Raw genomic sequence first — 12522 nt, forward strand, 5'->3', positions numbered from 1 at the left:
ACTTTTAATCTACCGTCCCCTTCATATTCCCATGATAAAAAACGTTCTCAGGAGGTTAATGGAGTTCCACGAGGACATGATGGGGAAGGAAGAGGGGAGGAGGTCGTTCCTATACTCTTACCACTCCCTTCAGTACGAGTACTTGTCCAAGGCTGGGAGCTCCTACGTGGGAACACTGAAGTCCGCAGTCGTGAACGACCTCCTCATCCCTGGGGAGGTAGTGAGGGGCAAGTTCGGGGAGTTCCACGTGGACAGGCAGGGGAAGAGGTTGGTCTACTTGTATAAGGACTTGGCTGTGGAGAGCGATGAGTACTTCGAGCCCTCTGGAGAGCAGGACGGTTACGAGGAGTGGGTTGTGATGTCGAAGCTCTTGAACTACCCCCTGCCCAAGGTGAAGGTCGCCATCTACGACCTAGCCGGAAAGGCCATCAAGAAGGTGAGGAAGTACTACGTGAAGATGTACGGGAGCCACGGCGTGAAGCTGTTCCTCTCGCTCTACCACTTGGCCCAGGCAGAGGCGTACAAGGAGCACGGGAAGAGCTTCAAGGAACTGTTGAGGGGCTACTTGGAGGAGGTTGAGCCAAAGGGCATAGTCATTGCAGGGAAGTTGGGGAAGTTTTACGTGGACGAGGGGGAGAAGAGCGTCACCTACACGTTTAGGGGGCTAAAGGTGAAGGTGGTGTACGACATAAGCAAAGAGGACTTCTCCAAGATGAAGGAGTACGTGGTCAAGTTTAGGGAGCTCATGCCCAACGAAAAGGGAGACCCAGAGGACTGGATAGCAGTGTTCTTCAAGGCCCCCTTTGTCAGGGGGGCTTCCGTAAAAATAGACGTTAGATAAAAAAGAGGGGCCTTTAACTGTTGCCTTCGTCTGAGCCGTTATCCGAGTTTTCTTCCTTTATTATTATCAAGGGCGTGTTACTCACTGTGGCGTTGTGGGCGTGCTCGGACACTGCGTAGTATATTACTATGGTGATGTCGTAGGTCCCGCTGGGCAAGTACATCTTGTGGCTCTCGTGGTGGTCCTTTGTTAACGTGATGGTGTAGTTGGAGAACTTCAGCACTACGGTAAACTGAGAGAACTCGTCCTCTAGGGCGCCGTCGTTGAGCTTAAAGGTATAGTAGCCGGAGCTCAGCTGGACCTTGGCTTCAGCGGTGTAGTTACCGCTCTGGCCGGCGGTGAGGTTACCTAAGTTAATGTTTGCCATTAACAGTACTGTATCATTACTAGACTGGCTGGACTGACTGGGCGCAGTTACGTGGTAGGATAGGGAAGCTATCTGGCCCATGAAGGAGTCCGCTACAGCTATCCCCACTCCCACTAGCAGGGCCATTAGGCCTCCGAGGATTAACAGTTTGTTCATTTTTGGTCTGAGATAACACTTCTCCAAAAGGCTATATTAGGAACTCGTTCCGGAACGGTTCTTAGGAACGTAAAAAGTCCTGCCTTCCTTCTTCACTTCCTCGACGTAACCGAGGCTGACCAGCTTCTTAACCCTCCTGTACGTGGTAGTCTTGGGTAGCTTAGTGAACTTCATTATGTCTGACAGAGTGTAGTTCCCCTTGTTTATCGCCTCGAGGACAAGCAAGTCCCTGTCGTTGAGCCTCCCCTCGCTTTGCTGTTCTTCCTTCCCCTCCTCAGCTTCTTTTTCCTTGGGCTGTTCCTTGGCCTCCGGAACCTGTACCGTGGCAGTCCTTACCCTTGCCCTCAGGAGCTTTACGATCGAGAAAGCAAAGAAACCGTTCAGTCCCACTAAGACCGCCAACAGAGTGTAGATCATGTTGTAGTTTGGCTGGGAGCTTGTTGACCCCCCGACCGCTGGAGGCAGGTAGTAGAGGACGGTGACGTTGTCGGAGTAGAAGGACAGTTTGTAGTACCCGCCCTGAAGGGAGAAGCTGTCAGGGACCGGGCTCATGTAAGTTACCGTAGAGGCTGAGGGCAGGTAAAGCGTTATGTTCAAGGGGTAGGGTTCGTTCAAGGATATCACCCCTTTGCTGAATGATGCGACGTAGCTTATGGTAACGTTGCTCTTGTTGGAAAAGTACACCACGCCCCCCTGGACGCTGAAGCTACTGCCCGAGACCCTAATTGGGGTGACGTTGTGGCCCACCAACAGGAAGCGACTCTCCCCTGAGATGTTAGCTACCACTGTGCCGTTGTAGAAGACCACCAAGGTAGACGAGTGAGAGACAGTCACCGTAAAGGCCGCTAACGCTAGCGCTATTAACGTCAGCAACGACTTCATTATACATAATCTAGCACGACTAGGTAAAAATTTTAGCCTCTAGTTTCACCGGTTTCGCGTATTCCTTAATAAACAGTGGAACAACAATTAATCACATATGAGGCAAAATCTCCTAGTGGCTTTGCTCGTGGTGACGCTTGTGGCAAACGTTGTGCTAGGCATAGAGCTCTACACCGCCCTCCACCCCGGCACATCGGCATTGCCGGGTAACAGCGGAACTACTTTTACTTCTCAGCCCGCCCACGTCAACTCCACCCCTGAGTACTCCTTTTCCTACAAGTTCGTCTACGTCTTCCACGTCAAGGGAGAAGGAGAGTACGTCGTCGGGATCAAGCCAAACGCCTCCCTTTTCCAGAGCCTCTACGTGATCATCCAGTTCAAGAACGGGAAGACCGTTGAGCTCACCTTGTACAACACGTCAGTCCTAGTCCACCTAGAGAAGGAGAACAGGGTAGCCGTGGTGTTCGTTACTGGGGTGAGCTACCAGAACGTCTCCCCCCAGGACATCTTGAACTACGTCAACCTATACTACCAGCAGGTGTCCTCCCAGGGAGAGTCCTCTAGCTCGGACTAAGGGGAGGGTTTTTTATTTCTCGTCGAGAATACTTACTTATGTTCAAAGAGCTCATGAAGGCAGTAGACTACTTAAACAGAGGACAAGTGGAAGAGGCTGGGAAGTACCTACTGGAGCTGGCAAAGGGTGAGGAGAGCGAGGAGCTCTTCAAATTGACGGCGGAAGTTGAGAAGGAACTTAGGGAGCTGGAGGAAGAAAAGACCCTGCTTGACGTAAACACAAAGTTCGAAGAGGAGTTGAGGGAAGTGATGAAGAAGGATATGTCCTGCAAGAGGGAGAAGCTCAGGGTGCTCTCTTACGTAATGATAGAGAAGATGAGCAAGGGTAACGACATCCTCATTTCCATGATAAGGAACCCGGACTCTGCAAGGCCCCATACTTACATTTAGACGAACTTTATCCCTCCCTTGTAACTTCCCTTTATTACCCTGTCCACAGCGAAAAGCGTGAGAATCATAACGGGAAACGCGGCTACAAGAGCAGAAGAGGCTAAGAGCCCCCAATTTAAGCTCTCGTTACCCAACGCCTCTAGGGCAAATAAGGTAACCGTCTGGGCCCCCTGCGGAGGGAAAGAGTAGTTATAGGGCGTAGACGAGAAGACGAGGGGATAGAATAGGAGGTGCCAGTTGAATATGAAGGAGAGCAGGAGGACAGAAAACATAGCAGGCCTTGAAAGGGGGAAGATTATCCTGGTCAGTTTTCTTTTTATGGAGAAGACTTCTGCAGCGTCGTCGTATGCCCTAGGGAAGTCGACGAAAAAGTTGTAGAGCACCCAGACGCCAAAAGTTGCAGTGAAGATGGGAGTTGAAAGGATCAGAGCCCACCAAGTGTTCAATAGGTTCACGGATGAGAAGAACATGAAGAGTGGTAACACGAAGGAGGCAGAGGGGAGGGAGTATAGGTAAATGGAGAGCGGTAGTATCCAAGAACCCTTGCCCTTTGAGACCTCGTAAGCTGAGGGGAGGGAAAGGAGGACAGTGAGGAGAGAGGCAGTTGAAGCTACGACGACGCTGGTCACCATGTACGGGGCTGAGGAGCCCAGTGCAGTGAGGAAGTAAGAAGACGTTAAGTCCTTTGGGAAGAGGATTGGTGGGTAGCTGAAGTCGAGGTAGGCCTTCCTAAACGCTACAAGGAACATCCAGTACACTGGAAAGTCCAGGAAGAACAGCAACAGAGCTGTCAAGGCGTAGATCAAGCCTTTGAACGCCCTATCTGGTACCCTCAGTTTGAAGGAGGGAAGGAGCTTGTTCCTCTTAGTCCTTATTAAAAGGAGGAGGATAACTGAGGGGATTGTTGCGAAGACGCCTAAGATTGCTGACGCAACGGCTCCGCCAGAGAAATTGCCAAGCTCGAACATCTCGTCGTAGACGAGTAGGGGCAGGGTCGTGGTGGAGTAGCCTGGGCCTCCTTGAGTCAGCACGTAGGGTAAATCAAAGTTACCTAGAGAGATGACAAACTGTAGTACAAAGGAGAGCCAAAACGCCTTCCCCACTGCCGGGAAGACCACCTTGGAGTAGTACTCGGAAAGGGGAATGCCGTCGACCAATGACGCCTCCTTAATCTCTTGCGGTAGCGACCTAATGGCGGACAACATGATCAGGAAGGACAGGGGCACGGAAGTCCAGACGTTCACGAGGACAAGGGTGCAGAGCGCAGTTGACTTGTAGTAGAGCGGGTCGTAGCCTATTCCCAGCAAGTAGGTAAACCACCCGTAGTGGCCGTAAAGGCTTATGGCCCATATCAACGCGGAAGAGGTGAAGGGGATGGTGTAGGGCAACATGGAGAGGAGGGACACGACCCTCTTTCCCCTTGACATGAGGTCTACCGCCATTGCGAGGAAAGAGCCTATTACCGTGGAGGCTATTGCTGAGAGGAAAGAGAACGCGAAGGTGTTGTACACTACCAGTCCCAAGGGTATGAGGACGAAAACCTTGCCCAACTGATCCAGGTTTGCGCCGACGATATAGAACGTGTACAGGAAGGGAATTACGCCGAACCCGAAGATGTAAACTAGGTAGGGTATGGAGTACCTCAACTCCTCCCGTCGCCCCCGAATATCTTGTACTTTCTCACGGAGAACTTAACTTGAGTCCCAACATTGAGCTTCTCCTTGCTGAACGCCCTCACTTCTCCTCCCTCGAACTTGACGTAAACCAGGTACTTGTCCCCCCAGAACTCCACGTCCGATACCTCCCCTACAAACCCCTCCTGTCCCAGGAACACGTCCTCTACCCTAATGCCCACCTTCCCGTTGACGTCGAAGGGCTTCCCGTCGACAAGGCTCATTGGGGGTAGACCAAAGAAGTTGGCTACAAAGGCGTTTGCTGGGTTTTCGTAGATCTCCTCCGGAGTCCCCACTTGCACAATCTTCCCCTTGTCCATTATTGCCACCCTGTCAGCAAGGGCCATGGCCTCAGCTTGGTCGTGGGTGACGTAAATGGTGGTTATCCCGTTCTCCATCTGGATCCCCTTCACGAGCCTCCTGGCGTGTAACCTCTGTGGGGCGTCTAAGTTGGAGAGAGGCTCGTCCATGAGGAAGACCTTTGGCTTTCTCACCAGTGCTCTCGCTAGGGCCACCCTCTGCTGTTGCCCCCCAGAGAGCTCCCCCGGATATCTGTCGAGCAGGTCCCCTATCCCGAGGCTCTTGGACACGTACTGGATCCTCTCCTCGACCTCCCTCTTCCCTAAGTCCTCTATTGGCATTGCCAAGTTCTCGTATACTGTCTTGTTGGGGTAGAGGGCGTAGTTCTGGAAGACCATGGCCGCTCCCCTCTTGGATGGGGGCAACATCGTTACGTCTTTGCCGTCTATTAAAACCTCGCCCTCTGCCCTCTCTAGCCCTGCAACGGTCCTTAAGAGCGTGGTCTTACCGCAACCAGAGGGGCCTAAGATGACGAAAAACTCTCCCTTTTCCACTTTTAGGTTGACGCTGTCAAGTGCAACTATTCCCTTGAACCTCTTGGTTACGTTCCTAAGCTCAACGCTCATGCTTTTACCCGTAGTACTGCTCTAGGGCCTCTACCCACTGCGAGGCAGCGGTGTTAAGCGCTTGGGAAGCTGTCGTCTGTCCCTCCAAGTAGCTGAAGACCTGCTGGTTGAAGGAGGGTATCAAGTAGTTGTACGTTGGCGGTACGTTTGGCGGGTTGGCCCACGCGTTGAGGGCGGCACTGTAGGTAGCGGAGAGCCACTCCCTCTCGTAGGAAGGCAATGAGGAGTTGTGTATTAGGTCAAGGAAGGCCTCCTTGGAGATTGGGAACTTGTGGAACTTAAGGAAGGCGATCTCCTGCATCTGTGGCGACACGAGGAACGCCAGGAACTCCTCTGCTAGCTGTGTGTGTGCTGAGTACTTGCTCACGCCGAGTAGGTCTGTCCCTGTCTCTGCGTATCCCCCTGGGAGCGGTGCCAAGTAGGTCACGTTGAGCAGCGTGGAGTTAATTGAGGAAAGCTGGGAAGTGAAGAGAAACGCCCCTGGGGCCTTGGTGTAGAACACGGGGATGTTGTCGTAGGACATCTGGATGGAGCTGGGAGGTGGCTCGTAGCTCACCAGCTTGGCGTAGGTCTGCAACGCCTCTAGCCCCGCGCTGGAGTTAAACGAGGGCAACGGGAACTTGTAGCCCGGCAGGATGTAGCCCTCGAACATCACGTTAAATCCTGGTATGCCGGATATATTACCGTGATTAAGAGAGGGGCTTCTGGCGTAGTAGTACCCAAACACCGCTGGAAAGGCGTCGATTATGCCGTGAGACTCGTGGTCGTCAATTATGAAGCCGTACTTGGTCACATTGTGGGAGACCAGAAACTGGTCAACGTCTAGGACAACGGTCCAGTTTTGCCACGTGCTAGGGGATAAGTTCATGTGATACTCCTGGTAAAACTCGTTGGCCAGCGTTTGGTTGTCAAATATTGAGGTCTTGTAGGCAGTCAAGTAGACCGCAGTCTCGTAGGCTATGCCTACCATTACGTTCTCGTGTAAAGTCACGTTGTAGATGACTCCGCCGAAGTCCTCCTGCGAGGAGATTATGTCGGACATGTTGAACATTGAGGAGTTAAGGGGCAGTAGGTAGGGAGAGACGTCCTGGGCCGAGGTTGACGTAAAGCCTATGATGTCGTACTGAGAGGAGTGGGCCTCAAGGACTGTCAGCTCCTTACTTATGTAGTCGCTGAACGGATAGGCTATGACTTTAACCGTTACACCTGGATGTTCCTCTGAGAACACATTTCCTGCGTACTGTATGAACTGTGCCGACTCACCAGAGAAGGTAACCACTGTGAGCGTCACCGGGGAAGAAGTGGTGGGGGTTGTGGTAGACGGTGAGGTAGGAGTTACGTGGTGGGCGAGCAGAAGATAGCCCGCAACTGCGCCTATAACTATTATTGCTATAACTACGCCTACAATAACTCCAGTGGATACGCCTTTCATGGGAACAAATTGTAACCTTCAGTAAAAGGCTTTTCTAGTATAAAGTTTATGAATCACTTTCAAATTTCCCTAAGGATCTTTTAGACCTAGTTATTCCTTTTTAACCAGTTTATTTAAGGTAAGAGGGGAAATTTCCCATATGCATTCAGTGCTCCGATATTGGCTAAAGTACTACATTGTCTCCGCCGTGACTATTGCAATCATTGACATGTTCGTCTCCCTAATACCGGTCAACTTCCTCTTCTTTCCGATATTCCAAGTGTTTGTCATATTCGCGATGTGGTACTTGGTGTCTCCCCTGGTCATGAGGCTAACCTTCAAGATGGCCCCATCTGACGCAGGGGTGGAGGACCTCGTCTCCTCCGTGGCCAAGCTATTCTCCCTGAAAACGCCTAAAGTGCTAATAGCCAACGTCGACTTCCCAAACGCATTCGCCTTCGGCAACGTGCTCTGGAGGGGGGTGGCCATCACGAGGCCCATCTTTGACGTCCTGAGCAGGAGCGAGTTGGAGGCAGTGGTAGCGCACGAGCTCTCCCACCTAAAGAACAGGGATCCCGAGATCCTCCTGCTCACGTTGATCGCGGTGAACTCAGTCTACGTTATCCTAGTTACCTACTTCCCCGGGCTCTACGGCTTAGCGTTCACGCTCTACTTCTTCGTGCTCTTCCCTCTATTCTTCTACGTCCACAGGGTGTTGGAGAAGAGGGCAGACCTCACCGCCGTGAGGACTTCGCCCTACTTCGCCGTCCTCCTCGAGTCATCCTTGATAAAGATAGCACTGTTGAGGGGGAGGAACCTCAAGGAAGTCTCTCCCCTTCAAGCTCTCAGCATGAAGGCCTCAATAGACCAGGGCAACTACTTCTCCCTATTTAGAACCCACCCGTCCTTGGCTGAGAGGCTCAATTACTTGAGCAAGTACGAAGTCTACAACTGGACTATACCTTATTAGCCCACAAACTCCAGTTCCTCCCATGGTGGTGGGTTACTTCGACGGGCTATGTGAGCCCAGAAACCCCGGGGGAATAGCTACATACGGTTACATTATCTACCTGGACGACGGACGGGCTATCAAGAGGTATGGGCTAGCTGAAAAGCCCTTTTCTCCAGACTCCACCAACAACGTGGCGGAGTACACTGGGGTGATATGCCTAATGGAGGAAATGATCTCCCTTGGAGTGAGATCTCCGGTGATAAAGGGCGACTCCCAGCTAGTGGTGAGACAACTAAACGGGGAATACAAGGTAAAGGCCAAGAGGATCCTTCCCCTCTACGAGAAGGCCGTGAAGCTCAAGGAGGAGCTAAACGCTACAGTAATGTGGGTGCCAAGGGAGGAGAACAAGGAGGCAGACGAACTGAGTAGAGTAGCTTACAAGCTGGTGAGAAAAAACAGGTTGAGGGAAGTGGGATGCCCCAAAGTTTAGACTCCTGCAGTTGCCTCGTTTACTTCCTCTAGGCTCTTATTTATGGTGTTGGGCAGTACAGCGATTAGTATTAGCCCCATTATTACCATGGGTATCTGGAAGCCGACCCACGTGGTGAAGCTACCTAGGGCTAATATCACCGGGAATATGATGGCCGTAGATATGGCAGCACCTAAGTGTGCAACGCCGTCTGAGAAAGCGAAAGACGTTGCCCTAGCGTAGGTTGGGACGTTCTCAGTGCCGTTCAAGTAGTTCATCTGGTTGCTCCACCCTACTCCTATGAAGTTAGTTATCAACATCCCCAGGAAGGCAACGGTCAAGTCGTGGGCTACGGCCCCGTAGACCGACACAATAACACCCAAGAGCATGCCCACGGAGTAGGCGATAGTAGTGAGCACTGCCCTCCTTACCTTTTCAACAATAGGCCTGAGGGCTATTGAACCAAGGAAGGTCGCAATCCCAGCTATACCGAAGAGGGAGGTTATCTCGCTACCTAGGGAACCGCTGTATCCTAGCGTGTTGGAAGTCCACAGGAGGTACTCGGTCAAGTAGGGATACTCGCCAAAGTAGAAGAAGAATATTGACAACATCACCAATATTACCCTTACTCTATACACTGGATTCCTGAACACGTAGAACGGGTCGACCTTCTTTACTTGGTAGTACACAGGCCTTGGCTCTGGGAGACTGCTCATCCCTGTTCTCTCCATTGCCTTCTTCTCCATTTCATTCACTAAGTTTTCAGCCTCCTGGACCTTCCCCGTGAGGGCCAGCATCCTCACAGTCTCACTGGCGTGTGACCTAATGACCAGAACTATGAAGGCCAGGGTCGCTCCCACCGCGAAGACTATCCTCCAACCGATTACCGGGTTTGCTAGCACTATTACGGACGCCATGAAGGGCCCTAATCCTAGTCCTGCCCATCCCGCTATGTAGACCAAGTTAAAGTATTTTGCCCTGTTCACAGCTGGAACCATTTCTACTAGGTAGGTTGGCACTAGGATTAAGTCACCGCCTATTCCCATACCAGTTATGAAACGAAAGAGCAAGAACATTGGATAGTTCACAGAGAGGGCGTTTCCTAAGCTCCCTACCCCAGTGAGGAGTGCGGTCAGTATTAGGACTGGCTTCCTGCCTATCTTGTCTGCAAGGTAGCCCAAGATCAACGCGCCGGGTATGTAGCCGAAGAGCCCCATTGACACCACGGTCGAGGCTTCCGTGGCCGTTAGCCCCGTGTATGGCAACGAGGTAGGTGAGAAGGCTAGTCCTATGTCGATGACGTCGTACAAGGCTATGAAATAGCCAAAGGCTAGAGCCAATATCACGGAAATAGGTAAGACGATAGTGGGTAACCTATCTATCCTAGCGGTTAGTTCGGCTACCTTTTTATTTATATCAGAGGACATGGCAAACAGTTTGTACGCAAACGCGTATATATACCTCTTTTAGGAATAAGTCGATATTACTCATAAATTAAGCTGAAATGATTAAAACTTTTCTAGATAAATTTAAACTAAAATAGAAACATGTGGAAAAGGCGAGTATTACCATAAAAAATGTTGAGGATGGAGTTAAAAACTTTCAGCAGCGGCCAATTATATCATCCCTCAGTACCCAAAAAACTCATCATCTCACTCTCAAACACCTCCTGAAAGACCTTGTACGCCTCGTCCCCGTAGAGGACCACTTTCACCAACCTTAGGGTGGAAGGTTTAAACTCCTTGAGGACATTCGCGGTTAGCCTTGCACATATCTCGTGAGGGTAGCCGTAAATCCCCGTGGATATAGCAGGGAGAGCGATGCTCCTCAACCCCAACTCTTCCGCCTTCTCTAGCGACCTCCTTACAGCTGACTCGAGCTTCTCCTCCCCCTCAACTCCGTACCTAGGCCCCACTGCGTGGATCAAGTACTTTGCCTTTAGCCTCCCCGCTGAAGTAACTGCTACCTCGCCCACTGGAACAGGGCCGTGCCTCCTAACGTACTCGTCGCTCTCTCTCTGTATCTCCTGCCCTCCCTTCCTAACTATCGCAAGAGCTACCCCTCCTCCGTGTTGCAAGTAGGAATTGGCGGCGTTGACTATGGCGTCAGCCTCTACTTCAGTTATGTCGCCCTTCAAGAGCTGGACCGTGAGCCCGTTCCTTAACTCGAACTCCCTCATTCTAAGATTAAGTATATAGGGGCGTGATCTGAAATATTTTCCTCTGTGACTATGTCTGCTTCCCTCACTCTCTCCTTCAGCTCCTGGCTCACTACGCAATAGTCCAGTCTCAGCCCCCTGTTCTTCTCCTTGGACCTGCCGCGGTAGCTCCACCAGCTGTACTTCCTCTCGCTAGGATGGAGAAGCCTAAAGGAGTCCACGTAGCCCAGGGAGAGGAAGTGGGAGAACCACTCCCTTTCCTGTGGGGTCAGCCCAGGGATTGTGGGGTCGTAGAACGCCATGTCAATGTCTTGGTGGGCAACGTTGAAGTCCCCGCACACGACCACTGGTTTCTCCTCCCTGAGCCTCTGTGCAAACTCCTCCAACTCCTTGTCAAAGGAGAGCTTGAAGTCAAGCCTAGAGAGACCGTTCCCAGCCCTAGGAAAGTAGCAGTTCAACAAGTAGAAGTCCTTAAACTCCACAGTTATTACCCTACCCTCATCGTCGAATTCCCTTTTGCCCAAGCCCTTCACCTCCCTTAGCGTGGATATTTTGGTTAGCGTCATAACCCCGCTGTAGCCCTTCCTCACTGCTTGGAAGGAAATCACCTTATAGCCCATGACCACGAAGTCCAGGGGCACAACTTCTCCTCTGGTCTCCTGGAAGAGGAGGACGTCAGCGTCTAGCTTCTTCACTTCCTCCACGAGCCCCTTGCTCAATGCAGATCTAATGCCGTTAACGTTCCAGCTCACAATTTTCATAAGATAATGATTCCTATCCTAGTTAAAATGACTGAGTCACAGTCCTCTTACTCAGCGCTGACCTACTCCGTGCCATGCGAGGGTTCTGCCTAGGTCTAAGGCGTTACTCCCCTTTAAGGGAGATACCCCGTGATGTGAAGAGAAAGGAAAGAGGTTTTTCAACGTGTTGACAACTTTCTTTATACCTAAGTTTCATATTGTTTTTCAATTTTAAAACCTTACCCCGCCTTAAAAGGCGAGGTTTGTCTTCTTATTTATCACGTCCTTGTCAGCCTCAGATGTAGCCTTTACCTCTCTCCTTGGTCTATACACTTCGTTAACTGGTACCACAACTAGGGCAGAGACTAGGGAGAGGGCCAAGGTCAACGCGGAGATCTCCCTGTAATTTTGGAGGAAGGCGAGAAGTGCCCCCCGCTGAACCGGAGTAGTTGGACAACACGGTGAAGAGCGAGAAGACCTTAGTCCTCTCCCTTGGCGAGACGTTCTCCGTGAGGATGGCGGTCTGCATTGGGGCTACGGTTGCCCCTACTCCTCCCCCAACTAGCCCTCCAGCTATCCCGAAGCCCCCAAGGGCGGAAGCCACCATCAGGAGGTAGAAGTTGAAGGTTAGAAGGAATATCAGCGCGGAGACGGGGAGGAAGGACAACGCGATCGTGAGCAATTTCTTCCTCCCGTACTTATCGGAGTAGAGGCCTAGGAAGAAGGTTATTAAGGGAGTGACAAAGGCACCCATGCCAAAGATCACGCCCACCTGGGATAAGGACAAGTGCACATCGTGGACTAAGTACAGCCCGACGACAACGGCAAGGGCTCCTGCAGCTAAACTCCTCGCTATCATAGAGATCAAGAGGACTACGACGTTCCTGTTCATCTCCCTAGATTTCCGAAAGTTACGAAAATAAACTCTTCCTATAGTTCGGCTCTGAACTTTTAGGAAAAAGTTTAAGAGGATGGCAGAGTTTA

General features: G+C 51.4%; 15 protein-coding genes. 5 read left to right on the top strand and 10 right to left on the bottom strand.

The window, feature by feature from the left end; genetic code table 11:
• Positions 1–31: 31 nt before the first annotated feature.
• Positions 32–841 (top strand): hypothetical protein, encoded by an 810-nt coding sequence (locus MPF33_01395; protein ID MCI2413897.1) that lies wholly within the window; start codon positions 32–34, stop codon positions 839–841.
• A gap of 13 nt (positions 842–854) precedes the next feature.
• On the opposite strand, the gene MPF33_01400 is transcribed toward MPF33_01395, so the two are convergent.
• Positions 855–1364 (bottom strand): hypothetical protein, encoded by a 510-nt coding sequence (locus MPF33_01400; protein ID MCI2413898.1) that lies wholly within the window; start codon positions 1362–1364, stop codon positions 855–857.
• Positions 1365–1400: 36 nt separating this feature from the next.
• Complete coding sequence (locus MPF33_01405; GenBank protein MCI2413899.1) at positions 1401–2246, bottom strand: helix-turn-helix domain-containing protein; 846 nt, start codon at positions 2244–2246, stop codon at positions 1401–1403.
• Positions 2247–2343: 97 nt separating this feature from the next.
• On the opposite strand from MPF33_01405, the gene MPF33_01410 reads away from it, so the two are divergent.
• A complete protein-coding gene (locus MPF33_01410) occupies positions 2344–2820 on the top strand; it encodes a hypothetical protein (GenBank protein ID MCI2413900.1) in 477 nt (158 codons plus the stop codon).
• A gap of 38 nt (positions 2821–2858) precedes the next feature.
• Complete coding sequence (locus MPF33_01415; protein MCI2413901.1) at positions 2859–3209, top strand: hypothetical protein; 351 nt, start codon at positions 2859–2861, stop codon at positions 3207–3209.
• Here the strand turns inward: MPF33_01415 and MPF33_01420 are convergent.
• The 3 genes from MPF33_01420 to MPF33_01430 are packed head-to-tail and all read right to left on the bottom strand — an operon-like array spanning position 3206 to position 7240.
• Positions 3206–4855, bottom strand: coding sequence for an ABC transporter permease subunit (locus MPF33_01420; GenBank protein MCI2413902.1), 1650 nt, complete (start codon positions 4853–4855; stop codon positions 3206–3208). The genes MPF33_01415 and MPF33_01420 overlap by 4 nt on opposite strands.
• A complete protein-coding gene (locus MPF33_01425) occupies positions 4852–5808 on the bottom strand; it encodes an ABC transporter ATP-binding protein (protein MCI2413903.1) in 957 nt (318 codons plus the stop codon). Before MPF33_01425 ends, MPF33_01420 begins: the two co-directional genes overlap by 4 nt.
• 4 nt (positions 5809–5812) lie before the next feature.
• Entirely contained in the window at positions 5813–7240 is a 1428-nt protein-coding gene (locus MPF33_01430; protein MCI2413904.1) for an extracellular solute-binding protein, read from the bottom strand.
• Positions 7241–7379: 139 nt separating this feature from the next.
• Here MPF33_01430 and MPF33_01435 point away from each other — a divergent pair, with 139 nt between their 5' ends.
• Entirely contained in the window at positions 7380–8189 is an 810-nt protein-coding gene (locus tag MPF33_01435) for a M56 family metallopeptidase (protein MCI2413905.1), read from the top strand.
• 22 nt (positions 8190–8211) lie between these two features.
• Positions 8212–8661, top strand: a complete 450-nt coding sequence (locus MPF33_01440) for a ribonuclease HI family protein (protein MCI2413906.1) — start codon at positions 8212–8214, stop codon at positions 8659–8661.
• Here the strand turns inward: MPF33_01440 and MPF33_01445 are convergent.
• The 5 genes from MPF33_01445 to MPF33_01465 all read right to left on the bottom strand — a co-directional run bounded on the left by MPF33_01445 (position 8658) and on the right by MPF33_01465 (position 12430).
• Positions 8658–10067: an MFS transporter gene (locus tag MPF33_01445; protein MCI2413907.1), complete on the bottom strand. Its 1410-nt coding sequence runs from the start codon at positions 10065–10067 to the stop codon at positions 8658–8660. The genes MPF33_01440 and MPF33_01445 overlap by 4 nt on opposite strands.
• Positions 10068–10261: 194 nt before the next feature.
• Positions 10262–10819 (bottom strand): ADP-ribose-binding protein, encoded by a 558-nt coding sequence (locus tag MPF33_01450; GenBank protein ID MCI2413908.1) that lies wholly within the window; start codon positions 10817–10819, stop codon positions 10262–10264.
• Positions 10816–11559: an exodeoxyribonuclease III gene (locus tag MPF33_01455; GenBank protein ID MCI2413909.1), complete on the bottom strand. Its 744-nt coding sequence runs from the start codon at positions 11557–11559 to the stop codon at positions 10816–10818. The genes MPF33_01450 and MPF33_01455 overlap by 4 nt, the downstream gene beginning before the upstream one ends.
• 228 nt (positions 11560–11787) lie before the next feature.
• Entirely contained in the window at positions 11788–11925 is a 138-nt protein-coding gene (locus tag MPF33_01460) for a hypothetical protein (GenBank protein MCI2413910.1), read from the bottom strand.
• Positions 11876–12430 (bottom strand): MFS transporter, encoded by a 555-nt coding sequence (locus MPF33_01465; GenBank protein ID MCI2413911.1) that lies wholly within the window; start codon positions 12428–12430, stop codon positions 11876–11878. The genes MPF33_01460 and MPF33_01465 overlap by 50 nt, the downstream gene beginning before the upstream one ends.
• Between the last annotated feature and the right edge of the window lie 92 nt (positions 12431–12522).

This window comes from Candidatus Aramenus sp. CH1 (assembly GCA_022678445.1).
Lineage (GTDB): Archaea > Thermoproteota > Thermoprotei_A > Sulfolobales > Sulfolobaceae > Aramenus.

Bases quoted from the DNA above. Each gene is read 5' to 3' on its own strand.
- MPF33_01405 (MCI2413899.1), bottom strand. From the start codon at position 2,246: ATGAAGTCGTTGCTGACGTTAATAGCGCTAGCGTTAGCGGCCTTTACG.
- MPF33_01455 (MCI2413909.1), bottom strand. From the start codon at position 11,559: ATGAAAATTGTGAGCTGGAACGTTAACGGCATTAGATCTGCATTGAGC.
- MPF33_01440 (MCI2413906.1), top strand. From the start codon at position 8,212: ATGGTGGTGGGTTACTTCGACGGGCTATGTGAGCCCAGAAACCCCGGG.
- MPF33_01395 (MCI2413897.1), top strand. From the start codon at position 32: ATGATAAAAAACGTTCTCAGGAGGTTAATGGAGTTCCACGAGGACATG.
- MPF33_01410 (MCI2413900.1), top strand. From the start codon at position 2,344: ATGAGGCAAAATCTCCTAGTGGCTTTGCTCGTGGTGACGCTTGTGGCA.
- MPF33_01415 (MCI2413901.1), top strand. From the start codon at position 2,859: ATGTTCAAAGAGCTCATGAAGGCAGTAGACTACTTAAACAGAGGACAA.
- MPF33_01435 (MCI2413905.1), top strand. From the start codon at position 7,380: ATGCATTCAGTGCTCCGATATTGGCTAAAGTACTACATTGTCTCCGCC.
- MPF33_01465 (MCI2413911.1), bottom strand. From the start codon at position 12,430: ATGAACAGGAACGTCGTAGTCCTCTTGATCTCTATGATAGCGAGGAGT.
- MPF33_01430 (MCI2413904.1), bottom strand. From the start codon at position 7,240: ATGAAAGGCGTATCCACTGGAGTTATTGTAGGCGTAGTTATAGCAATA.
- MPF33_01425 (MCI2413903.1), bottom strand. From the start codon at position 5,808: ATGAGCGTTGAGCTTAGGAACGTAACCAAGAGGTTCAAGGGAATAGTT.
- MPF33_01400 (MCI2413898.1), bottom strand. From the start codon at position 1,364: ATGAACAAACTGTTAATCCTCGGAGGCCTAATGGCCCTGCTAGTGGGA.
- MPF33_01450 (MCI2413908.1), bottom strand. From the start codon at position 10,819: ATGAGGGAGTTCGAGTTAAGGAACGGGCTCACGGTCCAGCTCTTGAAG.
- MPF33_01445 (MCI2413907.1), bottom strand. From the start codon at position 10,067: ATGTCCTCTGATATAAATAAAAAGGTAGCCGAACTAACCGCTAGGATA.